General features: G+C 66.9%; 29 protein-coding genes. 16 read left to right on the top strand and 13 right to left on the bottom strand.

Annotation, left to right across the window (positions count from 1 at the left end):
• Positions 1–6 precede the first annotated feature (6 nt).
• The 4 genes from ASE91_RS01225 to ASE91_RS01210 form a co-directional block, all read right to left on the bottom strand.
• Entirely contained in the window at positions 7–975 is a 969-nt protein-coding gene (locus ASE91_RS01225) for a beta-ketoacyl-ACP synthase III (protein ID WP_056621968.1), read from the bottom strand.
• Positions 972–2,003: a phosphate acyltransferase PlsX gene (plsX, locus tag ASE91_RS01220; RefSeq protein WP_056621966.1), complete on the bottom strand. Its 1,032-nt coding sequence runs from the start codon at positions 2,001–2,003 to the stop codon at positions 972–974. The genes ASE91_RS01225 and plsX overlap by 4 nt, the downstream gene beginning before the upstream one ends.
• Positions 2,004–2,029: 26 nt before the next feature.
• Positions 2,030–2,209 (bottom strand): 50S ribosomal protein L32, encoded by a 180-nt coding sequence (rpmF, locus tag ASE91_RS01215; RefSeq protein WP_055762192.1) that lies wholly within the window; start codon positions 2,207–2,209, stop codon positions 2,030–2,032.
• Positions 2,210–2,435: 226 nt separating this feature from the next.
• Positions 2,436–3,095 carry an MBL fold metallo-hydrolase gene (locus ASE91_RS01210; protein WP_056621964.1) on the bottom strand — a complete coding sequence of 220 codons (660 nt, stop codon included), beginning with the start codon at positions 3,093–3,095 and terminating at the stop codon, positions 2,436–2,438.
• Positions 3,096–3,179: 84 nt separating this feature from the next.
• Between ASE91_RS01210 and pabB the strand changes: the two genes are divergently transcribed.
• The 6 genes from pabB to msrA all read left to right on the top strand — a co-directional run bounded on the left by pabB (position 3,180) and on the right by msrA (position 8,441).
• On the top strand, positions 3,180–4,940 hold the full coding sequence (gene pabB / locus ASE91_RS01205; RefSeq protein WP_056621962.1) for an aminodeoxychorismate synthase component I: 1,761 nt from the start codon (positions 3,180–3,182) through the stop codon (positions 4,938–4,940).
• Between the two features lie 38 nt (positions 4,941–4,978).
• On the top strand, positions 4,979–6,178 hold the full coding sequence (locus ASE91_RS01200; protein ID WP_056621961.1) for a pyridoxal phosphate-dependent aminotransferase: 1,200 nt from the start codon (positions 4,979–4,981) through the stop codon (positions 6,176–6,178).
• A gap of 88 nt (positions 6,179–6,266) precedes the next feature.
• Positions 6,267–7,430, top strand: a complete 1,164-nt coding sequence (locus tag ASE91_RS01195) for a GGDEF domain-containing protein (protein WP_056621959.1) — start codon at positions 6,267–6,269, stop codon at positions 7,428–7,430.
• A gap of 21 nt (positions 7,431–7,451) precedes the next feature.
• The gene (locus tag ASE91_RS20820) at positions 7,452–7,574 is read left to right on the top strand and encodes a hypothetical protein (RefSeq protein ID WP_268795931.1); all 123 of its coding nucleotides are present in this window, start codon (positions 7,452–7,454) and stop codon (positions 7,572–7,574) included.
• A gap of 5 nt (positions 7,575–7,579) precedes the next feature.
• Complete coding sequence (locus ASE91_RS19095; protein ID WP_156357599.1) at positions 7,580–7,726, top strand: hypothetical protein; 147 nt, start codon at positions 7,580–7,582, stop codon at positions 7,724–7,726.
• 58 nt (positions 7,727–7,784) lie between these two features.
• Positions 7,785–8,441: a peptide-methionine (S)-S-oxide reductase MsrA gene (gene msrA, locus ASE91_RS01190; protein WP_056621957.1), complete on the top strand. Its 657-nt coding sequence runs from the start codon at positions 7,785–7,787 to the stop codon at positions 8,439–8,441.
• A 185-nt stretch (positions 8,442–8,626) separates the two neighbouring features.
• Here msrA and ASE91_RS01185 read toward each other — a convergent pair whose 3' ends face one another.
• Both ASE91_RS01185 and mgtE read right to left on the bottom strand, forming a co-directional pair.
• Positions 8,627–9,025 (bottom strand): DUF1489 family protein, encoded by a 399-nt coding sequence (locus ASE91_RS01185; RefSeq protein WP_056622270.1) that lies wholly within the window; start codon positions 9,023–9,025, stop codon positions 8,627–8,629.
• Between the two features lie 31 nt (positions 9,026–9,056).
• Positions 9,057–10,448: a magnesium transporter gene (gene mgtE / locus ASE91_RS01180; protein WP_056621956.1), complete on the bottom strand. Its 1,392-nt coding sequence runs from the start codon at positions 10,446–10,448 to the stop codon at positions 9,057–9,059.
• Between the two features lie 124 nt (positions 10,449–10,572).
• On the opposite strand from mgtE, the gene ASE91_RS01175 reads away from it, so the two are divergent.
• Positions 10,573–11,034: a peptidylprolyl isomerase gene (locus ASE91_RS01175; RefSeq protein WP_055998934.1), complete on the top strand. Its 462-nt coding sequence runs from the start codon at positions 10,573–10,575 to the stop codon at positions 11,032–11,034.
• Between the two features lie 376 nt (positions 11,035–11,410).
• Here ASE91_RS01175 and ASE91_RS01170 read toward each other — a convergent pair whose 3' ends face one another.
• Positions 11,411–12,298: a LysR substrate-binding domain-containing protein gene (locus ASE91_RS01170; RefSeq protein ID WP_055998935.1), complete on the bottom strand. Its 888-nt coding sequence runs from the start codon at positions 12,296–12,298 to the stop codon at positions 11,411–11,413.
• A gap of 53 nt (positions 12,299–12,351) precedes the next feature.
• On the opposite strand from ASE91_RS01170, the gene ASE91_RS20325 reads away from it, so the two are divergent.
• The 6 genes from ASE91_RS20325 to ASE91_RS01140 all read left to right on the top strand — a co-directional run bounded on the left by ASE91_RS20325 (position 12,352) and on the right by ASE91_RS01140 (position 18,544).
• A complete protein-coding gene (locus tag ASE91_RS20325) occupies positions 12,352–12,495 on the top strand; it encodes a hypothetical protein (RefSeq protein WP_156361512.1) in 144 nt (47 codons plus the stop codon).
• A gap of 79 nt (positions 12,496–12,574) precedes the next feature.
• Positions 12,575–14,863, top strand: a complete 2,289-nt coding sequence (locus tag ASE91_RS01165; RefSeq protein WP_056621954.1) for a CDC48 family AAA ATPase — start codon at positions 12,575–12,577, stop codon at positions 14,861–14,863.
• Positions 14,864–15,057: 194 nt separating this feature from the next.
• Positions 15,058–15,666, top strand: coding sequence for a class I SAM-dependent methyltransferase (locus tag ASE91_RS01155; RefSeq protein WP_055998944.1), 609 nt, complete (start codon positions 15,058–15,060; stop codon positions 15,664–15,666).
• Positions 15,667–15,705: 39 nt separating this feature from the next.
• Positions 15,706–16,785 carry a type III polyketide synthase gene (locus tag ASE91_RS01150; protein ID WP_056621952.1) on the top strand — a complete coding sequence of 360 codons (1,080 nt, stop codon included), beginning with the start codon at positions 15,706–15,708 and terminating at the stop codon, positions 16,783–16,785.
• The gene (locus ASE91_RS01145) at positions 16,782–17,468 is read left to right on the top strand and encodes a methyltransferase domain-containing protein (RefSeq protein ID WP_056621950.1); all 687 of its coding nucleotides are present in this window, start codon (positions 16,782–16,784) and stop codon (positions 17,466–17,468) included. The genes ASE91_RS01150 and ASE91_RS01145 overlap by 4 nt, the downstream gene beginning before the upstream one ends.
• Positions 17,447–18,544 (top strand): NAD(P)/FAD-dependent oxidoreductase, encoded by a 1,098-nt coding sequence (locus ASE91_RS01140; protein ID WP_056621949.1) that lies wholly within the window; start codon positions 17,447–17,449, stop codon positions 18,542–18,544. The genes ASE91_RS01145 and ASE91_RS01140 overlap by 22 nt, the downstream gene beginning before the upstream one ends.
• Here ASE91_RS01140 and ASE91_RS01135 read toward each other — a convergent pair.
• Positions 18,520–19,272 (bottom strand): molybdopterin-dependent oxidoreductase, encoded by a 753-nt coding sequence (locus ASE91_RS01135; protein ID WP_056621947.1) that lies wholly within the window; start codon positions 19,270–19,272, stop codon positions 18,520–18,522. The two genes, ASE91_RS01140 and ASE91_RS01135, sit on opposite strands and share 25 nt — an antisense overlap.
• Positions 19,269–19,958 (bottom strand): cytochrome b/b6 domain-containing protein, encoded by a 690-nt coding sequence (locus ASE91_RS01130; RefSeq protein WP_056621946.1) that lies wholly within the window; start codon positions 19,956–19,958, stop codon positions 19,269–19,271. The genes ASE91_RS01135 and ASE91_RS01130 overlap by 4 nt, the downstream gene beginning before the upstream one ends.
• Before the next feature lie 78 nt (positions 19,959–20,036).
• On the opposite strand from ASE91_RS01130, the gene ASE91_RS01125 reads away from it, so the two are divergent.
• Positions 20,037–20,642, top strand: coding sequence for a flavin reductase family protein (locus tag ASE91_RS01125; RefSeq protein WP_056621945.1), 606 nt, complete (start codon positions 20,037–20,039; stop codon positions 20,640–20,642).
• A 3-nt stretch (positions 20,643–20,645) separates the two neighbouring features.
• Here ASE91_RS01125 and ASE91_RS01120 read toward each other — a convergent pair whose 3' ends face one another.
• Entirely contained in the window at positions 20,646–21,404 is a 759-nt protein-coding gene (locus ASE91_RS01120) for a sulfite exporter TauE/SafE family protein (RefSeq protein ID WP_056621943.1), read from the bottom strand.
• Positions 21,405–21,623: 219 nt separating this feature from the next.
• Between ASE91_RS01120 and ASE91_RS01115 the strand changes: the two genes are divergently transcribed.
• Entirely contained in the window at positions 21,624–22,004 is a 381-nt protein-coding gene (locus tag ASE91_RS01115; protein WP_055998966.1) for an HdeA/HdeB family chaperone, read from the top strand.
• Positions 22,005–22,055: 51 nt separating this feature from the next.
• Here ASE91_RS01115 and rlmN read toward each other — a convergent pair whose 3' ends face one another.
• The 3 genes from rlmN to ASE91_RS01100 all read right to left on the bottom strand — a co-directional run bounded on the left by rlmN (position 22,056) and on the right by ASE91_RS01100 (position 24,478).
• Positions 22,056–23,240, bottom strand: coding sequence for a 23S rRNA (adenine(2503)-C(2))-methyltransferase RlmN (gene rlmN / locus ASE91_RS01110; RefSeq protein ID WP_156357609.1), 1,185 nt, complete (start codon positions 23,238–23,240; stop codon positions 22,056–22,058).
• Positions 23,241–23,372: 132 nt separating this feature from the next.
• Positions 23,373–23,816 (bottom strand): hypothetical protein, encoded by a 444-nt coding sequence (locus ASE91_RS01105; RefSeq protein WP_056621941.1) that lies wholly within the window; start codon positions 23,814–23,816, stop codon positions 23,373–23,375.
• Positions 23,813–24,478 (bottom strand): histidine phosphatase family protein, encoded by a 666-nt coding sequence (locus ASE91_RS01100; protein ID WP_056621940.1) that lies wholly within the window; start codon positions 24,476–24,478, stop codon positions 23,813–23,815. Before ASE91_RS01100 ends, ASE91_RS01105 begins: the two co-directional genes overlap by 4 nt.
• 131 nt (positions 24,479–24,609) lie before the next feature.
• Here ASE91_RS01100 and ASE91_RS01095 point away from each other — a divergent pair.
• Positions 24,610–25,255 (top strand): outer membrane protein (locus tag ASE91_RS01095; protein WP_056622266.1); only part of this gene is annotated, 646 nt, incomplete at its 3' end.

Below are 25,255 nucleotides of genomic sequence, written 5' to 3'. Positions count from 1 at the left end.
AAAGGATTACCAACGCACTACGGCGGCGCCCCAAGTGAAACCACCGCCCATCGCCTCCAGCACGACGATGTCGCCGCGCTTGATCCGCCCGTCGCGCGTGGCGACGTCGAGCGCGAGCGGGACCGACGCGGCCGAGGTGTTGGCGTGAATGTCGACGGTCACCACGACCTTCTCGCGGGGCAGGCCCAGCTTGCGCGCGGTCGCGTCGAGGATGCGGGCATTGGCCTGATGCGGCACGACCCAGTCGACGTCGTCGGGGGTCAGTCCCGCCAGTTCGAGCGATTCGCCCATGACGCTTGCCAGATTGACCACCGCATGGCGGAACACTTCCTTGCCCTTCATGCGCAGCTTGCCGACCGTGCCGGTCGTCGACGGACCGCCGTCAACATAGAGCAGGCCGTTGTGCCGGCCATCGGCGTGGAGGCGGGTGGCCAGAATACCCTGCGGCGTGTCGCCATCGGTTTCCCGTGCCTCGAGGACGATCGCGCCCGCGCCGTCGCCGAACAGGACGCAGGTGGTGCGATCCTCCCAGTCGAGCAGGCGGCTGAACGTCTCGGCTCCGATCACCAGCGCACGGCGGTGGATGCCGGTGCGCAGCATCGCATCGGCGACCTGCACCGCATAGAGAAAGCCCGAACACACTGCCGCCACGTCGAACGCGACGCAGTCGTCGATGCCGAGCATCGCCTGCACCTTGGTCGCGGTCGCCGGAAAGGTCTGGTCGGGGGTGGCGGTCGCCAGCACGATCAGGTCGATCGTTTGCGGTTCGATCCCGGCGGCGGCGATCGCGGCGCGCGCGGCATCGGCGGCAAGCGTCGCGGTCGTCTCGTGCTCGGCGGCGATATGGCGGAAGCGGATGCCGGTACGCTCGACGATCCATTCGTCGGAGGTGTCGACCTGTTCGGCCAGTTCGGCATTCGTTACCCGCCGGGCGGGGAGCGCCGAGCCGGTGCCGGTGACGACCGAGCGGATCATGCCGCGCGCGCCTCGATCGCCGCAAGATCGCTGGCGATGCTGCGGGTCAGGTCGTCGCGCACCATCTTGGCCGCGACCTGGATCGCGTTCGAAATGCCGGCTTCGTTGGCGCTGCCATGGCTTTTGACCACCAGCCCGTTGAGGCCGAGAAAGACCGCGCCGTTGTGGTTGTTGGGATCGAGGTGATGGCGCAGCAATTCGGTCGCCGGGCGCGAGATCAGGAACCCGATCTTCGACCGGATCGACGAACGGAAGGCGCGCTTGAGCAGGTCGGCGACGAATCGCGCGGTGCCCTCGGCGGTCTTCAGCGCGATATTGCCCGAAAAGCCGTCACAAACGACGACATCGACCTGTCCGCGCGACAGGCGATCGCCCTCGATATAGCCCGAAAAGGTCATCGGCAAATGCGGCGAGGCGCGCAGGATCGCTGCTGCTTCCCGGACGCTGTCGATGCCCTTCAGCTCCTCGGTGCCGATGTTCAGCAGCGCGACGCGGGGCGATTCGAGGTCGAGCGCGGTGCGGGCATAGGCCGCCCCCATCACCGCGAACTGGACGAGGTTGCGGGCATCGCACTCGGCATTGGCGCCGAGGTCGAGCATGACGAGGTCGTTGTCGCCGAGACTGGGCAGCAACGCCGCCAGTGCCGGGCGATCGATGCCCGGCATGGTGCGCAGCGCCAGCTTCGCCATCGCCATCAGCGCGCCGGTATTGCCCGCCGACACCGCAGCGGCGGCACGGCCCTGCTTCACCAGCCCGATGGCGACGCCCATCGACGTCGTCTTGGCCCGGCGAATCGCCTGGCTGGGCTTGTCCGACGATCCGACGACTTCGGGGGCGTGAACGATTTCCGATGCGGCGGACAGGTTCGGATGCGATTCGAGCCCCGCAAGAATCGCCGCCTCGTCCCCGACCAGCAGGAACCGCATCGATTCGTGGCGGCGTCGCGCATGGGCGACGCCCGCCAGCATGGTGGCAAGCCCTTCGTCACCGCCCATCGCGTCGATGGCGATCCAGGACCCGTCGGCCATGCGTGCTTCCCTGTCCGGTCCGGCGGTTACGCTTCGACCGAGACGACTTCGCGACCGTTGTAATGGCCGCAGGCGTTGCACAGGTTGTGCGGACGCTTCAGTTCGCCACAGTTCGGGCATTCCTGGAATGATTCGACGCTCAGCGAATCGTGGCTGCGACGCATACCGCGCTTGGAGGGCGAGGTCTTTCTCTTGGGAACTGCCATTTCGGCACCTTTATCACTTGGGTATCGGTTGGTTTCACCACCAACTGACGACGCGGCCCAGGCAAGTGCCCGACCGCTTTTCGCGACCGGCGACCCGCCGGACCGGCAGACAGGCTGGTCGCGAAGCGAACCGCGCCTATAGCGTTTTCGCGCGGGGTTGCAAGCTTCGGGTTGCCGGCAAGCTTCCTATATCCCGGCGCAGGCCCGGATACGAGGTGGTGTAGCGCTACTTGCCGAGCGCCTTATCACCGACAAACGGATTCGTCGCCCGCTCATGGCCGAAGGTGCTGCCCGGACCATGGCCCGGCACGAACGCGATATCATCGCCCAGCGGCCACAGCTTCGTCACCACCGAATCGATCAGCGCCTGCGTATCCGACAGCGGAAAGTCGGTGCGGCCGATCGACCCCTGGAACAGGACGTCGCCGACCAGCGCGAATTTGGCGTCGGCGTGGTGGAAGATGACATGGCCGGGCGTGTGGCCGGGGGTCTCGTACACCGCGAAGCTCGCCTCGCCGACGGTGACGGTGTCGCCCTCGACCAGCCAGCGATCCGGTTCGAACGGGACGCCGCGCAGGCCCCACCGCTTGCCATCCTCGTCCAGCCGCGCGATCCAGAACCGGTCGGCCTCGTGCGGCCCCTCGATCGGCACGCCCAGCTGCTCGGCGAGCGGCTTGGCCTCCCCGCAATGATCGATATGCCCGTGGGTGAGCAGGATCTTTTCGATTCGCACGCCATGTTGTTCGGCGGCGGCGAGCAGTCGCGGCAGGTCGCCGCCGGGATCGACAAAGGCGCCACGCATCGTCTTCGTGCACCAGAGCAGCGTGCAATTCTGCTGGAGCGGCGTCACCGGAATGATCGCCGCGCGGATCGGGGATGGGGTCATGCCCGTGCCTTACCGTCGAATGCCGTACCGACAAAGCGCGGTTCGACGCTTGCCCCGCGCGGCGGCAGGCGGCAAGCGTGGGCAATGTTCGATACGACCCGGCCTTTCGTGCTGTTCGACGATGCCCGGCCGGGCGGCTCGGCAACGCTGTATCGGGCACCGTCCCGCATCATCCGCGCCGATGGCGTCGGCGAGGTGACGGCGGCGCTGGCGGACCTGTCGACCGCGATCGGTGAAGGCGCGTCGGTTGCAGGCTATCTGCACTATGAAGCCGGCGCGGCACTGGTGCCAGGGCTGCGGATGCGCAGCGGTACCGCGCCGCTGCTGTGGTTCGGCGTGTTCGCAGCGGCCGAAACGGTCGACGTCGTCGCCGCATTGCCCGATCCGCACGGTGCATGGATCGGTGAGGTCGAGCCGGCGATCGATGCCGATCGCCATACCGCGCACTGCAACACCGTCCTCAACCTGATTGCGGCGGGCGACCTGTATCAGGCGAACCTGACCTTCGGCGCGCAGGTGCCGGTCGCGGGCCATCCGCTGGCGCTGTATGCCGCGATTCGGCCGTGCGCGGCGGCGGGGCATGGCGCGGTGGTGTGGACCGGAGAGGACTGGATTCTCTCCTTCTCGCCCGAACTGTTCTTTGCGGTCGAGGGGCGGCGCATCACCGCGCGGCCGATGAAGGGGACCGCCGCGCGCGATCCCGATCCGGCGCGCGATGCCGCCGCCGCGCGCGCACTGGCCGCCGATCCCAAACAGCGCGCCGAAAATCTGATGATCGTTGACCTGATGCGCAACGACCTGTCGCAGGTCAGCGTCGCGGGCAGCGTGCACGTGCCCGAGCGATTCGTCGTCGAAACCTATCCGAGCATCCACCAGATGGTGTCGTCGGTCACCGCCGACCTGCTGCCCGACCGGAATGCGGTCGATGCGCTGGCGGCGCTGTTCCCGTGCGGGTCGATCACCGGCGCGCCCAAGAAGCGGGCGATGGAGGCGATCGACGGTATCGAGGATCGCGCGCGCGGCATCTATACCGGGGCGATCGGCTGGATCGACGGCACTGGCGACGCGTCGTTCAACGTCGCGATCCGCACGCTGCATCTGGTACCCGACGCCGCCCATGCGACGCTGGGGCTGGGATCGGGCATCGTCGCCGATTCGCGCGCCGCCGACGAATGGTCCGAATGTCTCGCCAAGGCACGGTTCCTGAACCTGCCGCCGGCGCGCTACGATCTGGTCGAAACGATGGCGTTCGATCCGCTGGAGGGGATCACCCTGCTCGAAGGGCATATCGCCCGCCTGACGCAAAGCGCGCGGCGGCTGGGCTTCGCGTTCGATCGCCATGCGACGCGCAACGAATTGCAGGCGGCGACCTTTCGCCTGCGCAATCCGTCGCGCATCCGGCTGTTGCTGTCGCGATCGGGCGCGATCTCGGTCGATGTCACGCCGCTGCCGACGCTGCCCGCCGGGCCGGTCCTGGTGGCGGTCGCGCCGCTGCCGCTGGCCGCGACCGACCTGCGCATCGTCCACAAGACCAGCGACCGGCGCTTCTGGCCCGCGCCGCCGCCGGGCTGTTTCGAAACGATCTTCACCCGCGCCGATGGCGAGGTGACCGAGGGCAGCTTCACCTCGATCTTCGTCCGGCGGGAGGAGGGCGGGCAGTTGCTGACCCCGCCGCTCGATCGTGGATTGTTGCCGGGGGTGCTGCGCGCCGAACTGATCGCGCGCGGCGATGCGGTCGAAATGCCGCTGACGCCGGCCGATCTCGCGCAAGGATTTTACATCGGCAACGCCGTTCGCGGATTGATTCATGCGCGACTGGTTGCGGCGGGGGAACGGGGCGGCTAAGGGCGCGGCACCTGTTCCTTCTCAGCATCGGACGTCCCATGAAGCCCTCCGCCGCGCTCGACCGCATCAATCCGTCGCCGACCCTCGCCATCACGTCGAAGGTGCTCGAACTGAAGCGGCAGGGCGTCGACGTCATCGGGCTGGGCGCGGGCGAACCCGATTTCGACACACCCGATTTCGTCAAGGACGCCGCGATCGAGGCGATTCGCGCCGGCAAGACGAAATACACCAATGTCGACGGCACCGCCGAGCTGAAGGACGCGATCATCGCGAAGTTCAAGCGCGACAACGGCCTGACCTATGCCGCGAATCAGGTGAGCGTGAATGTCGGCGGCAAGCACACGTTGTTCAACGCGCTGGTCGCGACGGTCGACGCCGGCGATGAAGTGATCGTGCCGGCCCCCTATTGGGTCAGCTATCCCGACGTCGTCCAGTTCGCGGGCGGCACGCCGGTGTTCATCGCCGCCGGGGCCGACCAGCAGTACAAGATCACGCCCGAACAGCTCGACGCCGCGATCACCGAACGCACCAAGTGGGTGATCCTGAATTCGCCGTCCAACCCGACCGGGGCCGGCTATACCCGCGCCGAACTGCGCGAACTGGGCAAGGTGCTGGAGCGGCATCCGCACGTCTGGATCTTCGCCGACGATATGTACGAGCATATCGTCTATCCGGGCTTCGAATTTGCGACGATCGCGGAGGTGAACCCGACGCTGTACGATCGCACGCTGACCGTGAACGGCTGTTCGAAAGCCTATGCGATGACCGGCTGGCGGATCGGCTATGCCGGCGGCGCGGCATGGCTGATCAAGGCGATCGCCAAGCTGCAGTCGCAGTCGACCTCCAATCCGTGTTCGATCGCGCAGGCGGCGGCCGTCGCCGCGCTGAACGGCGATCAGTCGTTCCTTGCCGAGCGCAATGCCGCGTTCCAGCGTCGTCGGGACATGGTCGTCGCCGAACTGAACGCGATCGACGGCGTGACCTGTCCGATGCCGGAGGGTGCCTTCTACGTCTATCCCGACCTGTCGGGGCTGATCGGCACGTCGACGCCCGCGGGCCGGCGGATCGCCACCGACGAGGATTTCGTCGGTTATCTGCTGGAGGATGCGAAGGTCGCGGCGGTGCAGGGCGCGGCGTTCGGCCTCTCGCCGGCGATGCGGATCAGCTATGCGACGTCGGATGCATTGCTGCGCGAGGCTTGTGCGCGTATCCGTACCGCGTGCGCCGCGCTGAAGTAACCACCGAGTAGAAAGAGACTATTAGGCCTTTTTGATCTATCGCGACTTTGGTTGCGATAGTGAGGACGGCTTGCTCGATCTTTCCACAATGTACGTCATGGTAGCGCTGGCATCGATCGTTGCCGGCATCATCCATGTCGTTCCGTGGGCGACCGGGCGATTCGACAACTGGGCCGCATGGTGGGGGTTCGGCCATATCCTGCTCGGTGTCACCGCGGCCGGCGCGGTGTTCCGCGATATGGGTGGTGGCGACTATATCGTCTGGCTGGGCAACCCGCTGGCAGTGGTCGCCTATGCCGCGATCTTCATCGGCCTGCGCACCTTCGCCTATCCGGACGGCAGCAACCGCCTGATCCTCGCGGCGGCGCTGGTCGCGGCGACTCCGCTGTTCTTCTCGGTCCGGATCGAGGAACTCGGGTTCCGGGTCGGGTATCTCAGCAGCCTGCGCGCGCTGTTCGACCTCGCCATCGTGCTGACCGCGATCCGGCTGGCGCGACGCGAATCGCTGCATACCGCATGGATCGTCGTCGCGCTGTTCGCACCGACCGTGCCGCTGTTCGTCGCGCGATCATGGTCGGCCTATCACGGCGATATCGGCACCAGCCTGACGGGGATGAAGCACGGGCTGGGGGCGTGGCTGACCGTGCTGCCGATCTCGTTCATCATGTTTCGCGGCGTGTCGCTGCTGACGATGGATGCCGAGCGCGGGCACCAGGCGCTTTCGGCGCTGCTCGAACGCGATCCGCTGACCAATGCCTATAACCGCGCCGGGTTCGACCGGCGGCTGGCGCGATGGCGGGGCGGGGGAGCGGTGCTGATGATCGACCTCGACCATTTCAAGCCGTTGAACGATCGCTGCGGCCATGCGGTGGGCGATGCGGCGCTGGTCGCGCTGGTCCGCGCGACGTCGGCGGCCTTGCCCAAAGGGGGGCGGGTATTCCGCTGGGGCGGCGACGAATTCGTCTGCGTCCTGCCCGACGCCGATCAGGCGGGGGCCGATGCCACCGCCGCCGCCATCGCCGTCCGCTATGCCCATGCGATGACGGGGATCGCGCCGCCCGACCTGCCCGTCGCGCTCAGCATCGGTACCGCGATCGGGACGCTCGACCATATCGCCGACCTGATCGTCGCTGCCGACCGCGACATGTATGTCGTCAAGCAGCGCAACCGCACCGAAACGCTGGTCGCGCAACGCAGCGTTTCCGAAATGCACCCCGTCATCGACTTGATTTCGCACACGCAACATGGTTGAGGCTGTGCAGGAGATGAACGGATGCGCCAGCATCGGTTCACCGCCCCCAACTATATCTTGCCGCTGAAGAACGGGTCGTCCGCCGCCATGGCGATCGACCCGCTGTCGCGCACCATCCGGGTGTGCGGCCGGGCAAGAGGATGAGACAGATGACAGCCAAGCGCACCGGATTCCTTCGCCATTTCGTCAGCGGCTTCGCCTTGGGCGCCGTCGCGCTGTTCGCGGTGCAGATCGCCGATCCGAGCGATGCGAAGTCGGTCCGTTCCGCACCGGCGGTCGTCGAACGCATCGGTTGATCTGGCGGGGCGCACGCCCGCGCCCCATCTTGGGTCGGTCCGCGTCAAGGAACCGACCATGAAGCCCCTGCTACCCCTGTCGATCGCCGCTATCGGCCTTGCCGCTGCGCTGACGATCCAGCCCGCCACCGCCGAACGCGCGGTCCCGGTTCCCGCCATCGCCAGCGATGTGCCGGCCAGACCCGGCCTTGCCACCGCCGTGCTGGCAGGTGGCTGTTTCTGGGGCATGGAGGCGGTGTTCGAACGCGTGAAGGGCGTGCGATCGGTCGTCAGCGGCTATGCTGGCGGCACCCGTGCCACCGCGACCTACGATCAGGTATCGACCGAACGCACCGGCCATGCCGAGGCGATCCGCATCACCTACGACCCACGCATCGTCAGCTATGGTACGTTGCTGCGCCTGTATTTCTCGGTCGCGCACGATCCGACGCAGGTCGACGGCCAGTATCCCGATCGCGGCCCCAGCTATCGCTCGGCGGTCTTTCCGCAGACCCCGGAGCAGGCGGCGGTGGCGCGCCGCTATATCGTGCAACTGACCCGGGCAAAGGCCTTCCCCAAGCCGATGGCGACGAAGGTCGAGACGGGTGCCTTCTATCCCGCCGAAGCCGGTCATCAGGATTTCGCACGCCGGAATCCGTCGCATCCCTATATCATGCGCTGGGACAAGCCGAAGGTCGCGGCGGCACGGGCGGCGTATCCGGGGCTGGTCGGCTAGAAGAAGATTCGGTTTCACGCGAAGGCGCGGAGACGCGGAGGAGGTTGCGGCTTCCCGCCATTCCGCGTCAGCGGAACCCTCAAATCGGTGGAAGCGCAGCCGACAGGAGATCGCTACGCGATCAGGTGGCAGCGAGCGAAACCTCTTCGCGTCTTCGTGCCTTCGCGTGAAAACCACCTTACTGCCTACAGCAACCCCAACGCCATCAACTCGCCAATGAGACGCGGCGGCAGTTCATCCGCGCCCGTCCCCGTGCCACCAAGATCGGCGGGCGCGTCAGCCTCCTCCAGATAGCGCCACCCCTGATGCGCGCGCTTGGGTCGCGCCTCGACCAGCACCAGCTTTGGTCCCAGATGGATCGCAACCCGCCCGCCCTCCGCCTCACCGAAGCCAAGGATCGGCGAACGCGCGACCAGCCGGTGCTTCAGGATCCAGAACAGCGACCCGCCCGCGATCTCGGCAGCGCGTTTCGGCAGATAGCGGGTGGTCAGCGCCCCGCCCTCGGCATGGCGCACGGCCAGCCGTTCGGCGAGTTGTTCGACCGATTCGATGGCGAAGGCGACTTTGGTGAGATGCAGCGGCACGCGACCCACATGGGAAGCGCAGTCGCGCGCCTCAAGCCGTCAGTCCGCTGACCGTCGCAAGGCCAAGAAACACCAGAAACCCCATCGAATCAGTGGTCATCGTCACGAAGATCGATGACGCGACCGCCGGGTCGGCATTGAACCGGTCGAGTGTCAGCGGCACGAACACCCCCGCAAAGCCGGCGATGACGACGTTCAGCAGCATCGCCGTGCCAATCACTGCCCCCAGTTGCGGGTTGCCGAACCAGAGCGTCACGCCGGTTCCGATCAGCGCGGCGACGGTCAGGCCGTTCATCAGCGCGATCACCATCTCGCGCCGGATCGCGCGCAGCGTGTTCGACTGGGTCAGCTGATTGGTAGCCAGCGCGCGGACGGTGACCGCCATGGTCTGCGTCCCCGCATTGCCGCCCAGACCCGCGACGATCGGCATCAGCGCGGCCAGCGTCACCATCCGGTCGATCGTCGCGCCGAATGCGCCGATGATCGTCGCGGGCAACAGCGCGGTGATCAGATTGGTGATGAGCCACCGTACGCGCGCCTTGTACGAATCACGGATCGGTTCGTTGATGTCGCCTTCGCCGGCACCCGACAGCAGCAGTGCGTCCTCGCCCGCCTCGGCCTGGATGATGTGGACGACGTCGTCGACCGTAATCATGCCGACCAGCCGCCCGCTGCCATCGACCACCGCCGCGGAGATCAGCGCATATTTCTGGAAACGGAGCGCGACTTCTTCCTGGTCCATGTCGACCGGGATCAGCGTCTGTTCGCGCGCCATCACGTCGCCGATCGCAACGTCGCGCGGCGTCCGGAGAATCCACGATAACTGGCAGGTGCCGATCGGTTTGTGCGCCGGATCGACCACGAAGATTTCCCAGAAATCGGTGGTCAGCACCTCGTCGGCGCGCAGATAGTCGAGCGCGTCGCCGACGGTCCAGTGTTCGGGCACCGCGACCAGTTCGCGCTGCATCAACCGGCCGGCGGATTCCTCGGGGTAGGACAGCGCCTCCTCGATCGCGGCGCGATCGTCGGGGTCGAGCGCGCGCAGCACCGCGCGCTGGTCGGCGTCGTCGAGATCCTCGATGATCGCGACCGCGTCGTCGGTGTCGAGCTGTGCGGCGAGATCGGCGACCTGCGTCGTGGTCAGCGCGTCGATGACCGCGTCGCGCACCCAGTCGTTCATCTCGGCGAGCACGTCGCCGTTCAGCCGCTCGGCGATCGCCGCCGCCAGTGCCGCGCGCTGTTCGCCCGGCACCAGTTCGAACAGGTCGGCCAGATCGGCGGGGTGGAGCGGCTCGACCAGCTCGCGCGCCGCTTCGTCATCGCCGCGGTCGACCGCTTCGCAAACCGCGCGGACGAATTCGGGCTTCAGCCGGTCGTCCTCGTCCAGTTCGCTGGTCGTTTCGGGAAGGTCGAGTTCGGTCATGGGTGCAACCCTCCTGCCACGTGCGTCCGGCCGCTGTAGCCATGCTGCACCGCCGTGCAAACCCTATGCGGTTGCCAGTGCCCCTCCGGCACCCTAGCTAGGCGCGACTTTCAAGGAGCTTTCAATGGCCGATACCCCCAGCACGCTCGTGATGACGCTCGACACGGGCGAAGTGCGGATCAAGCTGCGCCCCGATCTGGCGCCGAACCATGTCGAACGCATCGTCAAGCTTGCCGACTCGGGATTTTATGACGGCGTGGTGTTCCACCGCGTGATCGACGGCTTCATGGCGCAGGGCGGCGACGGCGGTCGCGGCGACGGCACCGGCGGGTCGAAGGAACCGAACCTCAAGCAGGAATTCAACGCCGAACCGCATGTGCGCGGCGTTTGCTCGATGGCGCGAACGCAGGACCCGAACTCGGCCAACAGCCAGTTCTTCATCTGCCTCGACGATGCGACCTTCCTCGACCGTCAGTACACCGTGTGGGGCGTGGTCGAGAGCGGCATGGACGCCGTCGACGCGCTGCCCAAGGGCGAACCGCCCCGCAACCCGGGCAAGATCGTGACCGCGCGCAGCGAGGCGTAAGCGGTTTGCCCCCGTCCGTCATTCCGGCGCAGGCCGGAATCCACGGATGGGGGACGGCAGCGATCGTTCGATAGCGTCCGACACAATGGATTCCGGCCTTCGCCGGAATGACGCCTTTGCCGTAAATCCCTTCGTCATTCCCGCGCAGGCGGGAACCCATTGCCGCTGGCGGTTCGGTTCGATCGCCGAGGTCAGCGTTTATGGACCCAGCGTTCGCGGGGGTGGCGACGGGAGCTTGGCATATCCCTCCTCCGTCATTCCGGCGCAGGCCGGAATCCATGGATGGGGGGCGGCAGCGATCGATCGAGACCATCCGACACAATGGATTCCGGCTTTCGCCGGAATGACGGACGGAGCGGCGAAGGCGCTCCCGCCCCTACTCCGCCGGCGCGCCCAGCGCCTTGACCAGCCAGTCGTGAAACAGCTTCACCGGCCGCTGCTGCAACATGCGCGGGCGGCACACGAACCAGTGGCTGTAGGTCGAATTGACCGCCCGATCGAACAGCGGCACCAGCCGGTCGTCGCGGGCCGTCTCGAAATGCGATTCCAGCATGAAGGCGACGCCCAGACCCTGCGCCGCCGCTTCCAGCATCAGCGTACCCGAATCGAACCGGTCGATCGCGGCGGGTTCGAGGTCGGGCAGGCCGGCGGCGTGCATCCAGTCGGAAAAGGTATCGGGCATGTCGCGGTGAATCAGCGCGGTATGCTGCGCCAGTTGCGCGGGATCGGTGATCGGCGACCGGTCGATCAACGCCCGTCCGGCGATGGCATAGACGCGGTTCCGGTCGAGTCGCCGGGCATAGAGCGCCGGGTCGATCGCATGGTCCAGCACGATCGCGACGTCGATCCCTTCGCCCAGCCGTCCCAGCCCATGATGCGCGGTATCGAAATCGAGATGCAGTTCGGGATGCTGGTCGTGCAGGTCGCCCATGCGCGGCATCAGCCGCTGGATCGCGAACAGCGGCAGGACGCCCAGCCGCAGCCGCAGCACCTCGACCGCGCCGGACATTTGTTCGACCGCATCGGACAGCGTGTCGAGCGCGCCCGACAACAGCGTCAGCAACCGTTCGCCATCGTCGTTCAGGCGCAATGCCTGATGCCGTCGTTCGAACAGCGGTTTGCCGATGAAGCGTTCGAGCGCCTGCACCCGGCGGCTGAGCGCGGGCGACGACAGCGCCAGTTCGTCGGCGGCAAGTTTGACCGAGCCGAGGCGCGCGACGTGCACGAAGGCTTCGATGGCGGTCAATGGCGGAAGGCGACGCATCCGATACCCTAACTTCGTTGCGGTGCGATACAGGCTGCACCGCGATTGTCCGTATGGCAACTGCCGACCGGAGGCGTGTTGCAGAAACTGCAATATCGATTGCTTCGTTCGCACTTGCACAAAAATACGCCGCGCTGCAATCAGAGCAGGCCTTTCAGGCATCCTCTCCTAAAAACTTTCCGGCCGGTCCTTTGTGACCGGCCTTTTTTTCGTCTTGTTGCCGGCGGCGCACCGCCCATATCCGCCGTTCGGTTGCGTTGAGCATGGCAGGAATAGATGGCGGACAGCGAAACAGGCGGGCGGCGGTTGCAGGTAGCGAATGCGCGGCCCGAGGATAGCGGGCGCGGCATCGCCCATCTCCCGCGATCGGTCATGGCATTGCTCGGCATCAACGAGGGCGACGTGGTCGAGATCGTCGGCAAGAAGACGACGCCCGCGCGCGCCATCGCCCCCTATCCCGAGGATGAAGGCCTCGACATCGTTCGCATCGACGGGTTGCAGCGCGCCAATGCCGGCGTCGGGTCGGGCGATCAGGTCGAGGTCCGGAAGGCCGAATCACGCCCGGCCACCCGCGTCGTCTTCGCACCCGCACAGCAGAATTTGCGGCTGCAGGGTTCGTCGAACGCGCTCAAGCGCACCTTTTTCGGGCGGCCGCTGTGTCAGGGCGATATCGTCGCCACTACTGGTCATCAGCGCGTCGACAATCTGTCGCCCAATGTCCGCCGCTATGTGAACGCGCCCGCCTTTTCGTTGCAGGAAATCCGCCTCCTCGTCGTCTCGGCGACGCCCAAGGGCGTGGTGCATATCGACGAATCGACCGAGATCGAGCTGCGGTCGGAATATGAGACGCCGCGGGAAACGCGCCGGGCCGACGTCACCTATGACGATATCGGCGGCATGGGGCAGACCATCGACCAATTGCGCGAGATGGTCGAACTGCCGCTGCGCTATCCCGAATTGTTCCAGCGCTTGGGCGTCGATCCGCCCAAGGGCGTGTTGCTGCACGGGCCGCCCGGCACCGGCAAGACGCGGCTCGCGCGCGCCGTCGCCAACGAATCCGACGCCGAATTCTTCCTGATCAACGGTCCCGAAATCATGGGGTCGGCCTATGGCGAGTCGGAAAAGCGGCTGCGCGAGGTGTTCGAGGAAGCGACCAAGGCATCGCCGTCGATCGTGTTCATCGATGAGATCGATTCGATTGCGCCGAAACGCGGGCAGGTGTCGGGCGAGGCCGAAAAGCGGCTGGTCGCGCAGTTGCTGACGCTGATGGACGGGCTCGAATCGCGCGCCAACATCGTCGTCATCGCCGCGACCAACCGGCCCGAGGCGATCGACGAAGCGCTGCGCCGGCCGGGCCGGTTCGACCGCGAGATCGTGGTCGGGGTGCCCGACGAACGCGGGCGGCGCGAGATTCTGGGCATCCACACCCGCGGCATGCCGCTCGACGAACATGTCGATCTGGGCGAGCTGTCGCGCACCACCTATGGCTTCGTCGGCGCCGATCTGGCGGCACTGACCCGCGAGGCGGCGATCGATTCGGTGCGGCGGATCATGCCGCGCATCGACCTGTCCGCGGGCACGATCCCGCAGGACGTGCTCGACAGCCTGTCGGTCACCCGTGACGATTTCGTCGAGGCGCTGAAGCGCGTGCAGCCCAGCGCGATGCGCGAGGTGATGGTGCAGGCCCCGACCGTACGTTGGGACGATGTCGGCGGTCTCGACGATGCGCAGGTGCGGTTGAAGGAAGGCGTCGAGCTGCCGCTCAAGTCGCCCGAATCCTTCCGCCGCCTCGGCATCCGGCCGGCAAAGGGCTTCCTGCTTTATGGCCCGCCCGGCACCGGCAAGACGCTGTTGGCGAAGGCGGTCGCGCGCGAGGCGGAGGCGAATTTCATCGCCACCAAGTCGAGCGACCTGCTGTCGAAATGGTATGGCGAGAGCGAACAGCAGATCGCGCGCCTGTTCGCCCGCGCGCGACAGGTCGCCCCGACGGTCATCTTCATCGACGAGCTCGACTCGCTGGTGCCCGCACGCGGCGGTGGCCTCGGCGAACCGCAGGTGACCGAGCGGGTCGTGAACACGATCCTTGCGGAGATGGACGGGCTGGAGGAACTGCAATCGGTGGTCGTGATCGGTGCGACCAACCGGCCGAACATGGTCGATCCCGCGTTGCTGCGCCCCGGCCGGTTCGACGAACTGATCTATGTCGGCGTACCCGACCGGGCGGGGCGCGCGCGCATCCTCGGCATCCAGACGCAGAAGATGCCGCTGGCCGACGATGTCGATCTGGATGTCGTCGCCGGCCGGACCGAACGGTTCACCGGTGCCGATCTGGAAGACGTGGTCCGCCGCGCCGGCCTGTTCGCGCTGCGGGAGTCGCTGGAGACACGTGCGGTGACGATGGCCCATTTCGACGCGGCGCTCGGCGAATCGCGGGCGTCGGTGACGCCGGAAATGGAGGAGGAATATCGCGCGATGTCGTCAAAGTTGAAGCAGGATGCGCTGTCCATCCAGCCGCTGGGCTTCATCACGCCCGGCATGGTCGAGGGGCGCGGTCCGAAAGGATAGCGCCGTTCGCGCGTCACGCCGGACCCGGTTCGGGGTGACGCGACGACCCGCCCACACCCGTTATCGCCAGCGTACCGCAATGGGTCGTGCGGCGTACCTGCGACGGCCCGCGCAACCGATATGCTTGCAAGTTGGTTTCGCTTTTGCGACGACGCGATGACCATGGCCGCCCGGCCATCCGTTCGAGGATTTCCATGACGACGACTTCCAACGCCGCGACCCGACGGAAGCCGCGCGGCGTACCATCGCCGGCCGGCATTTTCCTGCGTGGGTTCGTGAAGCATCCGGTCATGGTCGGGTCGGTCATCCCGTCGTCGAACCGCCTGATCCGCAAGATGCTCGGCCCGATCGACTGGGCGGCCGCCAAGGTCGTGGTCGAATATGGTCCCGGCGTCGGCACCTTCTGCCGTCCGATCCTGCAACGGCTCGCGCCCGACGCGCAGTTGATCGTCATCGATACAAACCCCGATTTCATCGACTACCTCAACGCGACGATCCTCGATTCGCGGTTTTCGGCGGTGCATGGATCGGCGGCGGACGTCGAACGGATCGTCGCCGATCATGGTCAGCCCCACGCCGATTACGTGCTGTCGGGCCTGCCGTTCTCTACGCTGCCGGCCGGGGTTGGTGACGAGATCGCCGCCGCGACGCAAGCGGTGCTGCGGCCCGGCGGGGCGTTTCTGGTCTATCAGTTCAATCCGCGTGTCCGCGATTTCCTCGACCGGCAATTCGCGCGGATCGATCACGACATGGAATGGTGGAACGTGCCGCCCGCCCAGCTTTGGTGGGCATGGAAGGACTGAACCCGTACCTGTTTGCGGCTTTGGCGCGTTGGGGATGCAATGACTTCTACCGCCGCGCCCGTCGCCTGGATCAACGCGATCGCCACCGCGACGCCGAACCACGATATCCATCACGCCTTTATCGAATGGGCGCGCGAGCGGCTGCCGCCGCGTGAGGCGCGGCTGTTCGACCGGATGGTCGAGCGGGCCGGCATCGGGCGGCGCTGGTCGGTGCTGCCGGTAGGCAGCGACGGCGGATCGCCGGTCGCGACGGGCGGCTTCTATGCCGATGCAATGCCGGGCACTGCCGCGCGGATGCGCATCTATGCCGATGCCGCCCCGGCGCTGGCGCTGTCGGCGATCGAACGTCTTGCTGCGCAGCATCCGCTAGAGGCAATCACCCATATCGTCGTGGCGAGCTGCACCGGTTTCGTCGCGCCCGGTATCGATCAGATCATTGCCGCTCGGCTCGGTCTGCCCCCGGCGACCGAGCGGTTGCTGATCGGGTTCATGGGCTGTTACGCTGCCGTCGCGGCGCTGCGCAGCGCCCGCCATATCGTCCGATCCGAACCCGATGCACGCGTGCTGGTGGTCACCGTCGAACTGTCGACGCTGCACCTGCAACCGGCGGTCAGCCTCGAACCGTTGCTCGCGATGCTGCAATTCGGCGACGGTGCGGCGGCGGCGTTGGTGACCCGCGATCCGACCGGCTTCGCGATCGAGACGCCATTTGCCGCCGCGCTGCCCGATTCAGCCGAATTGATCCGCTGGGACATCACCGATGCCGGCTTCGCGATGCATCTGTCGGGTGAGGTGCCGGGCCGTATCGCCACCGCACTCACCGATCCCGGTTTTGCGGCAGCGGCGACCGGCGGTCGGTCGCTGGCGCAGGTCGATGGCTGGGCGGTCCATGCCGGCGGGCGGTCGATCCTCGACGCCGTCGAACGCAGCCTGTCGCTGTCGCCCGATGCCCTCAACGCTTCCCGCCACGTGCTGGCCGCGAATGGCAATATGTCGTCGGCGACGCTGATGTTCGTGCTGGCGGAACTGCTGGCCGGGCCGCCGGTCGCCGATGGCATCGCGCTCGCCTTCGGTCCCGGGCTCGCCGCCGAAGGGTTCGGCTTTCGGAGCGCCGCATGAGCTTCGCCCGCGTCGATGCCGAGGAGGCGATGGACGATCCCGCGCTCGATCCGGCGGTCTATGCCGCGGTCCTGCGCGATCTGGCACGGGTAAACCGGGTGACGATGGCGGCGCGACCGACGCTCGCCTTCCTGTCGGGCATCGCGGGGCGTGGCAACCGGCTGAAACTGCTCGATGTCGGCTACGGCGACGGCGACATGCTGCGCCGCATCGCGCGCTGGGCGGCGGCGAGGGGCGTCAAGGCCGAGTTGGTCGGCATCGACCTGAATCCGCGCAGCGAAACCATCGCGCGCGCCGATACGCCCGCCGATCTGGCCGTAACCTACCGCACCGGCGATTATGCCGATCTGGCGGGGCAGGGCTGGGACGTGATCGTCTCCAGCCTCGTCGCGCATCACATGACCCATGGCCATCTCGTCGCATTCCTGCGCTTCATGGAAGCGGAGGCGGCGCGCGGCTGGTTCGTCAACGACCTGCACCGCCATCGCTTCGCCCATCGCGGCTATCCGTTGCTGGCGACGCTGATGCGCTGGCATCCGATCGTGCGTGCCGACGGGACGCTGTCGATCGCGCGTTCCTATCGACCGGCCGAGTGGTCGCCGATCCTTGCCGAAGCAGGGATTGCGGACGCGCGGGTGCGACGGCATTTTCCGTTCCGGCTATGCGTCGAACGTCGGCGCTGATCGCGGGCGGCGGCCCGGCCGGTGCGGTCGCGGCGCTGCTGCTGGCGCGGCACGGCGCGGCACCGGTCATGCTGGAACGATCGCGCGGCACGCCCGATGCGCTGTGCGGCGGGTTCCTGTCGTGGCGAACGCTGGAGTCGCTTCGCCAGATCGGTGTCGAACCGGATGGCCATGTCGTGCGCCGGGTGGTGCTGTTCGTGGGTGGCGGCCGGTCCGAATCCCCCTTGCCCGCGCCCGCGATCGGCCTGTCACGGCGACGGCTCGACGCGTTCCTGCTCGAAGCGGCGCACGCGGCGGGGGCGGGCGTCGAGCGCGGCGTGACGATCCGGTCGGCGGAGGGGCGCACGCTGCACACCGGCGACGGCGGCACGGTCGCCGGCGAGACGCTGTTCCTCGCCACCGGCAAGCATGACCTGCGCGGGGCGATGCGCGATGCCGATCCCGGTGCCGATCCGGCGATGGGGGTGCGCGTCCGGCTGGGACCGCATCCGGCGCTGACCCGGCTGGTCGGCGATGCGATCGAGCTTCACGCCTTTGCCGGCGGCTATGGCGGGCTGGTCGCGCAGGAGGATGGCAGCGCCAATCTGTGCATGGCGCTGCGGCGGTCGCGGCTGCGCGCGGCGGGCGATCTGCCGTCGCTGCTGCGAGTGCTGGCGATCGAGTGTCCGGCGCTGGGCGAACGGCTGGCCTATCTCGGCGAAACTCCGGTGATCGATGCCGTTGCCAACGTCCCCTATGGCTGGCGCGCGCGCGCGACCGAAACGGGGGTCTATCGGCTGGGCGATCAGGCGGGGGTGATCCCTTCGCTCGCCGGCGAAGGCATGGGGATTGCCATCGCCAGCGCGATCCGCGCAGTGGCGGCGTGGCAGCGTCAGGGCGCGGCGGGGGCAATCGGCTATCAGCGCGATCTGGCCCGTACGCTACGCCGTCCGATCCTGCTGGCGGGGTTGCTCAGGACGCTGGCCGAAGATCGCCGGGGCAGCGCGCTGTTACTGGCCGGCGGGCGGGTGCCATGGCTGGTTGGCCGGGCGGCGGCATGGACCCGGGTCGATCAGATGCCGGCATACCAGTCGTAACCGGCGACATCCTCCCAGAACCCACCCTTGCCGCCGGCAAGTCCGGTTAGCGAGGCGACCGCCTCGATCCGCTCGACATATTTGGCGTGTTTATAGCCCAGTTGCCGCTCGACCCGCAGCCGTAGCGGCGCACCGTTCGGCACGCCCAGCAACCGGTCGTTGAGCGCCCATGCCAATATCGTCTGCGGATGAAACGCGTCGATCAGGTCGATCGACTCGTAATAGCGCCGCCCGCCGATCGCATCGGCGCAGTGGAACACCAGATAACGGGCATCGGGCCGCAGCCCGGCAAGGTCGAGGATGCGCGACAGCCGCGGCCCGGTCCATTTGCCGATCGCGCTCCACCCCTCGACGCAATCATGCCGCGTGATCTGCTGGCGCGACGGCATCGACCGGATCTGGTCGAGGCGGAGCGACAAGGGGCGCGCGACCAGCCCGTCGACCGTCACCCGCCAATCGGCGAAGCGGTTGGCGATATGGGCGGTATAGTCGGGCGTGTTCGGATTGTTGGTCCCGTTGGCACGAAAGATCGGCGAACGCTGATCGGACCGATATTCGACCGCCAGCGCGTCGCGTGCGGTGATCGCGCGTTGCAGCCCCCGATGCGCGACCTCCGCCCCGCCGAGCAGCTTTTGGGCGGCGGGCAACTGCGCCACCCGGTCGCACGCCGCGACCAGCCCGCCGGCACCGACCACCAGCGCCGATCGCCGCGACAAGATCCGGCTCATTCGGGCACCCGCCAGCGACCGGTGACCATCGACCGCACCTCGTTCACCGCTCCGGCCAGGATCACCAGCACCAGATGGACGATGACGAACAGGGTGATGCCGCTGGCGGCGAGGAAATGGATCGACCGCGCCGATTGCCGCCCGCCGAGCAGCTCCAGCAGCCACGGGAACGCCGCGTTCAGCCCCGGCGACATCGCGATGCCGGTCACGATCGCCAGCGGCAACAGGCCGAAGATCACCAGCACATAGCTCAGTTTCTGAAGTACGTTGTAATCGCCCGGCGCTTCCGGATCATGGAATCGAAACGCCAGATGCGCGCGGATATCGGCAGCCACATGCCGCCGCGACAATTCGCCCCGCCGGATCGCCAGGTCGCGCTGGAAATGCCGATTGAGCAGGCTCACGATCATATAGGCCAGCAACCCGAAGCCCAGTACCAGCGCGAAGCTCAAATGCCAGTTGCGGGCCAGCGCCAGATTGTACGTCTGCGGAATCGTCACCCATCCCGGAAACCGGTCGAAGGTCAGCCATGCGGCATCGAAATTCGCACCATAGCGTCCCCAATACAGCCGGGGATGCGCGTTCAGGATCATCAGCCCGCTGCCGATCAGGATGATGACCGCCACCGCATTGACCCAATGCCATAGTCGCGTGGCCAGCCGGTGGCGATAGATCGAACGCGTCATACCCTTGATCTAGGCCGGATCGCGGCAATTGCGAAGCATGGTTGCGCCATCGGTGCGGATCGTGCGTTGGGGGCGGACATGACCGATTTCCATTCCTATGCGCCGGCCGAGGGCCACCGCCTGCCGCACGATCCGTTCAACGCGATCATCGCGCCGCGTCCGATCGGCTGGATCGCCAGCATGTCGGCCGAGGCGAAACGCAATCTTGCGCCCTACAGTTTCTTCAACGCCTTCAACTATCACCCGCCGATCATCGGCTTCGCATCGACCGGGGCCAAGGACACGCTTGCCAATGTCCGTGCAACCGGCGAGTTCGTCTGGAACCTCGCGACGCGGGCACAGGCGGCGGCGATGAACGCGACGTCGGCAATGACCGAAGCCGACGAATTCACGCTCGCCGGGCTGGATATGCTGCCCTCGACGCGGGTCGCCCCGCCGCGCGTCGCCGGATCGCCGGTCCAGTTCGAATGCCGATCGACCCAGATCATCCGCCTGACCGACCATGTGGGCGGTGAGATCGATACGTGGCTGGTGCTCGGCGAAGTGGTGCAGGTCCATATCGACCCGGCGCTGCTGGAGGACGGCATCTATCGCACCGAACGCGCGCACCCGATCCTGCGCGGCGGCGGGGCAGGGGACTATTTCGAACCCGGCGAACGCTTCGACATGCGCCGGCCGCGCTGACGTTCAGCCATAGGCGCGGACGAAGAACACCACCGTCACGCTGAACGTCACCAACAGGGTCCACGCCCGCACCTGCCCCGGCGTCAGCTTCACCCCCAGCTTCGCGCCCAGCCAGCCACCGAAGATCCCGCCCAGCAGCATCGGCACGCACGCCGCCCATGCGACCATGCCGCACAGGATGAACACGATCGCCGCCGCGCTGTTGGCGGTGGCCAGCATCAACGTGCGCGGCGCCGCCATCGATTTGGGATCGGTCCCAGCCAGCAGGCCATAGGTCGCGGTGACCATCATGCCGACCCCGCCGCCGAAATAGCCGCCATAGATGCCGAGCAGCACCTGCGCGACGACCAGCGTCGCCGGACCGATCGTGACCCGGTCGTGCAGCCACACCGCCGCCCGCTTGCCCAGCGCAATGGCAAGGAACGCGACCAGCAACAGCCACGGCACGATGACGTCGAACAGGTCGCTGGGTGTCCATACCAGCAACAGGCTGCCGACCAGTCCCGATACGAAGGTGATGGCGGCCAGCAACCGGATCGGTAGTCCGCCCAGCGGCCCCAGTCCCCGGCGATACGCCCATGCGCTGGCGATCGCCCCCGGCTGTAACGCCACGTTCGACGTCGCATTGGCGATCGATCCCGGCAGCCCCAGCGCGATCAGCGCCGGCATCGTCGCGAACGTGCCGCCACCGGCCAGCGCGTTCATCACGCCGCCGACCATGCCGGCACCGGCGGCGAGACCAAGGGAAACGGGATCGATCATCGCGCCGCTAGAGCGCAAGCACCGCCGGCTGTCGAGGCTGTTTCTGGACCGAGCAGCTATGCTCGCGACCCCCCACTACCCGCCAGATGAACGTTCGTTCAGCATATACGAGGAAACATCATACCCTTGTATGAAAGCTTCGTAATTTCGGACCGGTTTGGAAACAAACCGCGGATTTGTGCGATTTTCGCGAGCCACATACGGAAAGGAGATGGCATCATGAAGAAGGTTCTTTTGGCAGTCGTCGCAGCTTCCACCCTCGCCACCGGCGGCATCGCCGTGGCGCAGCAGGCCAAGAAGCCATGGGTCACCGAAGCCGCCGAGGTACCCGGCCGTGCCGGGACCGAACGCACTGTCGCCGTCATCAAGAGCGGCAAGAATCTTGAAACCGTAAGCTGCCTCGACTTCAACGCGCTCGACGAGAACTTCAAGCCGGAAGCGATCCGCTACGCCGCCAACTATGGTCCGAAGGGCAAGCCGCACCCGACGCTGACTGTCAGCGGTATCGAATCGATCCGCCCGGCAGTGGTGGCCCACTGCGAGGCGCGTCCGGGCAACCATTTCGTCCAGTCGGTCCATGCCGCATTGAAAAACCACTGATCCTTCGCGACCCGGACGACATCGGTTGTCCGGGCCGGCTTTTGCCGAACGTCAGTTCGCGATCGCCACTGCGTCCGCCGCCTCACGGTCGCGTTCGGCGCGGCTCTTCTTTTCCGCCGCCGTCTTCAGCTGGCCACAGGCCGCACCGATATCCTGCCCGCGGGTCCGGCGGACGGGGGCGGAGATGCCGCCTTCGAACACGATGTCGCTGAACGCGCGGATGCGCTCGGGCGTCGAACATTCGTAGACGGTGCCCGGCCATGGGTTGAACGGGATCAGGTTCACCTTGGCCGGCAACTGATATTTGCGCAGCAACCGCACCAGTTCGCGGGCATCGTCGTCGCTGTCGTTCTTGTCCTTCAGCATCACATATTCGAACGTGATGCGCCGGGCATTGTTGGCGCCGGGATAGTCGGCGCAGGCCTGCAGCAATTCCTCGATGCCGTATTTGCGATTGAGCGGCACGATCTCGTCGCGCACTTCCTTGGTCACCGCGTGCAGCGATACGGCAAGGTTCACGCCGATCTCCGCCCCCGCGCGCGCCATCATCGGCACCACGCCCGACGTGCTGAGCGTGATCCGCCGCTTGCTGAGCGCCAGCCCGTCGCCGTCCATCACGACGCTCAGCGCATCGCGGACCGCATCGAAATTATACAGCGGCTCGCCCATGCCCATCATTACGATGTTGGTCAGCATCCGCCCTTCGGGCTGGCTCGGCCATTCGCCCAGCGCATCGCGCGCCAGCATCACCTGTCCGACGATCTCGCCCGGCGTTAGGTTGCGCACCAGTCGCATCGTGCCGGTGTGGCAGAAGGTGCAGTTGAGCGTACAGCCGACCTGGCTCGACACGCACAGCGTCCCCCGATCGGCGTCGGGGATGAACACCATCTCGTAATCCTGCCCGTCGGGCGAGGTCAGCAGCCATTTGCGCGTGCCGTCGTTCGACACCTGCGCTTCCTTCACATCGGGGCGACCGATGACGAAGTGCTTTTCCAGCGTCGGGTGCTGCGCCTTGGCGATGTCTGTCATCGCCGAAAATTCGGTTGCGCCACGATTATAGACCCAGTGCCAGATCTGCTTGGCGCGCAGCTTCGCCTGCCGGGCATCGAAGCCCGCCCCTTCCAGCGCGGCACGGATTTCGGGCTTGGACAGCCCGACCAGATCGGTCCGCCCATCGGGACGCGGCGCCAGCGGCCGCGGAACGGGCACGGGGTCGACATGGCCGGGAATCGGCATGGGGGGCGTCGATACTGTCAGCATCGGCAGGATATAGCCGATTTCGGGCGGGATTTCCACTCGGGCAAACTCGGCTCTTTCCGTTCGTCCTGAGTAGCCACTGAGCTTGTCGAAATGGCGTATCGAGCTACCCTACAAACACCCCAGCGCCGCCGCATCGATCGCGGTCGCCGCACCCGCCAGCGCATAGACGTCGACGAACGGGGCCCCGTTTTCGGCGACGCTCTCGATGCTCATCGACCGACCGCCACGCATCGCCGCGACGATCGCGCGGTCGGTGGCGGTGTCGGGGCTCCACGCATCGACCCGCCCGGCCTTCAGCTCGAACCGCCGCTCGCCGATCGCCAGCACCACGCGGGCGCGGTCGCTGCGCGCGCGGCTCAACCGGACATGGACCTGCCCCCGCGCGCCCGCACCGGGCCAGTTGCCGACGCTGGCGAACGACGCGCCGCCGCGCCCGCGCACCGGGCGGCTGATCGCATAGCAGCGTCTTGGCGCTTCGTCGCGAAACGCGCCCCAGCGCTGATGGATACCGATCGCCTGCGGTGCCGCCACCGCCAGCAGCAGCGCGATCAAGCCGGTGCCGCCATCGACGGCCCGCCGCTGCCCCGATGCGCGATCGTCTCGCGTCCGCCCTCGATCAGCGCGATCGATCCTTGCGGCAGATCGTCGGCGACCGGCGCGGCGAAGCGCGGATCGACCGGCACGCCGGTCAGGACGCCGCGCAGCACCCGGCTCGACATGCCGTGCATGATGACCAGCCGGTCGCCGGGATCGTCATCGGTATCGCTGGCCCAGCTACCCACGCGCGCCGCGATCGCGTCATACCATTCGCCGCCGGGGGCGGGGCGGCGATACAGCCGTGCCTCGACATCGAGGAAGTCGGCATCCGGCCCGGTCAGTTCGCGATAATAGCGCCCCGACCAGTCGCCCATGCCGATTTCGACCAGCCGGTCGTCGCGCCGCGCGGCATGCCAGTCGAGTTCGAGATGCTCGGCGATGATCGCCAGCGTCTGGAGTGCCCGCCCCGCGCTCGACGCCCAGAGCGTCAGCTTCGGCTTGACCCCCAGCAGGTCGCGCAGCGCCGCGCCCATCGCATCGGCCTGTGCGAACCCCGCGCGGGTCAGCGGGGTGTGCGGGTGATCGCCCTGCATCCGCTGCGCGATATTGTACACGGTCTCGCCGTGGCGGGCGATGAAATCGCGTCCCTTGCGGGCGGCGTGGGGGTGGATCGTCATGGTCCTGCTTTCAAGCCCGTGTTGCGCGAATGCAACGGTTTTCGCTGTTTAGGTGAGGTTCATGCAACGCCCGGCGAATGCGTCCATTGAACCCCGGCGTCCATATGGACGGTGTTTATGGAGTTTTGACGATGCGTACCCTCATCCTTGGTCTTGCCGCTGCCGGCACCGCCCTTTCCGCTGCACCCGCCATGGCGCAGGACGTGAACCCGGCTTTCACCGGTTTCCGCGTCGGCGCGCTCGCCGGCTATGACGGCATCCGTCCGGGCAGCACCCAGGATACCGACCTCGACGGCGATAACCAGACGGTCAACGGCCTGCTCTATGGCGTCGATGCCGGGTATGATTTCGCGCTGAGCAACTTCCTCGTCGGTGTCGAAGGCGAATATACCGGATCGACCGGCAAGGTCGAAACCGCGCGCACCGACCCGAACTTCTTCGGCTTCGGCAGCGTGTCGACCGGCCGCGACCTCTATGTCGGTGCCCGTGCCGGTCTGGTCGTCGCGCCGACCACGCTCGCCTATGTGAAGGGCGGCTACACCAACGCCCGCCTGAACGTGCTGGCCAGCGACGGCACCGTCGACAGCCGCGAGAATTTCGAACTGAACGGCTACCGCGTGGGTGCCGGTGTCGAACAGGCGATCGGGTCGCGCGCCTATGCCAAGCTCGAATATCGCTATTCGAACTACAACAACGCCGATTTCCAGCGCGTCGACGGCAGCACCACGTCGCAGTTCGACATCGATACCGACCGGCATCAGGTCGTCGCCGGCGTCG

The sequence above is a fragment of the Sphingomonas sp. Leaf62 genome (genome assembly GCF_001421915.1).
Lineage (GTDB): Bacteria > Pseudomonadota > Alphaproteobacteria > Sphingomonadales > Sphingomonadaceae > Sphingomonas.
Note: the sequence above shows the minus strand (reverse complement) of the source record. Positions and strands in the feature narration are given on the sequence as shown.

Excerpts from the sequence above, each read along its gene's own strand:
- ASE91_RS01225 (WP_056621968.1), bottom strand. The coding sequence starts at position 975 with ATGATCCGCTCGGTCGTCACCGGCACCGGCTCGGCGCTCCCCGCCCGG.
- plsX (WP_056621966.1), bottom strand. The coding sequence starts at position 2,003 with ATGGCCGACGGGTCCTGGATCGCCATCGACGCGATGGGCGGTGACGAA.
- rpmF (WP_055762192.1), bottom strand. The coding sequence starts at position 2,209 with ATGGCAGTTCCCAAGAGAAAGACCTCGCCCTCCAAGCGCGGTATGCGT.
- ASE91_RS01210 (WP_056621964.1), bottom strand. The coding sequence starts at position 3,095 with ATGACCCCATCCCCGATCCGCGCGGCGATCATTCCGGTGACGCCGCTC.
- pabB (WP_056621962.1), top strand. The coding sequence starts at position 3,180 with ATGTTCGATACGACCCGGCCTTTCGTGCTGTTCGACGATGCCCGGCCG.
- ASE91_RS01200 (WP_056621961.1), top strand. The coding sequence starts at position 4,979 with ATGAAGCCCTCCGCCGCGCTCGACCGCATCAATCCGTCGCCGACCCTC.
- ASE91_RS01195 (WP_056621959.1), top strand. The coding sequence starts at position 6,267 with ATGTACGTCATGGTAGCGCTGGCATCGATCGTTGCCGGCATCATCCAT.
- ASE91_RS20820 (WP_268795931.1), top strand. The coding sequence starts at position 7,452 with ATGCGCCAGCATCGGTTCACCGCCCCCAACTATATCTTGCCGCTGAAG.
- ASE91_RS19095 (WP_156357599.1), top strand. The coding sequence starts at position 7,580 with ATGACAGCCAAGCGCACCGGATTCCTTCGCCATTTCGTCAGCGGCTTC.
- msrA (WP_056621957.1), top strand. The coding sequence starts at position 7,785 with ATGAAGCCCCTGCTACCCCTGTCGATCGCCGCTATCGGCCTTGCCGCT.
- mgtE (WP_056621956.1), bottom strand. The coding sequence starts at position 10,448 with ATGACCGAACTCGACCTTCCCGAAACGACCAGCGAACTGGACGAGGAC.
- ASE91_RS01175 (WP_055998934.1), top strand. The coding sequence starts at position 10,573 with ATGGCCGATACCCCCAGCACGCTCGTGATGACGCTCGACACGGGCGAA.
- ASE91_RS01170 (WP_055998935.1), bottom strand. The coding sequence starts at position 12,298 with ATGCGTCGCCTTCCGCCATTGACCGCCATCGAAGCCTTCGTGCACGTC.
- ASE91_RS20325 (WP_156361512.1), top strand. The coding sequence starts at position 12,352 with ATGGCAACTGCCGACCGGAGGCGTGTTGCAGAAACTGCAATATCGATT.
- ASE91_RS01165 (WP_056621954.1), top strand. The coding sequence starts at position 12,575 with ATGGCGGACAGCGAAACAGGCGGGCGGCGGTTGCAGGTAGCGAATGCG.
- ASE91_RS01155 (WP_055998944.1), top strand. The coding sequence starts at position 15,058 with ATGACGACGACTTCCAACGCCGCGACCCGACGGAAGCCGCGCGGCGTA.
- ASE91_RS01150 (WP_056621952.1), top strand. The coding sequence starts at position 15,706 with ATGACTTCTACCGCCGCGCCCGTCGCCTGGATCAACGCGATCGCCACC.
- ASE91_RS01145 (WP_056621950.1), top strand. The coding sequence starts at position 16,782 with ATGAGCTTCGCCCGCGTCGATGCCGAGGAGGCGATGGACGATCCCGCG.
- ASE91_RS01140 (WP_056621949.1), top strand. The coding sequence starts at position 17,447 with ATGCGTCGAACGTCGGCGCTGATCGCGGGCGGCGGCCCGGCCGGTGCG.
- ASE91_RS01135 (WP_056621947.1), bottom strand. The coding sequence starts at position 19,272 with ATGAGCCGGATCTTGTCGCGGCGATCGGCGCTGGTGGTCGGTGCCGGC.
- ASE91_RS01130 (WP_056621946.1), bottom strand. The coding sequence starts at position 19,958 with ATGACGCGTTCGATCTATCGCCACCGGCTGGCCACGCGACTATGGCAT.
- ASE91_RS01125 (WP_056621945.1), top strand. The coding sequence starts at position 20,037 with ATGACCGATTTCCATTCCTATGCGCCGGCCGAGGGCCACCGCCTGCCG.
- ASE91_RS01120 (WP_056621943.1), bottom strand. The coding sequence starts at position 21,404 with ATGATCGATCCCGTTTCCCTTGGTCTCGCCGCCGGTGCCGGCATGGTC.
- ASE91_RS01115 (WP_055998966.1), top strand. The coding sequence starts at position 21,624 with ATGAAGAAGGTTCTTTTGGCAGTCGTCGCAGCTTCCACCCTCGCCACC.
- rlmN (WP_156357609.1), bottom strand. The coding sequence starts at position 23,240 with ATGCCGATTCCCGGCCATGTCGACCCCGTGCCCGTTCCGCGGCCGCTG.
- ASE91_RS01100 (WP_056621940.1), bottom strand. The coding sequence starts at position 24,478 with ATGACGATCCACCCCCACGCCGCCCGCAAGGGACGCGATTTCATCGCC.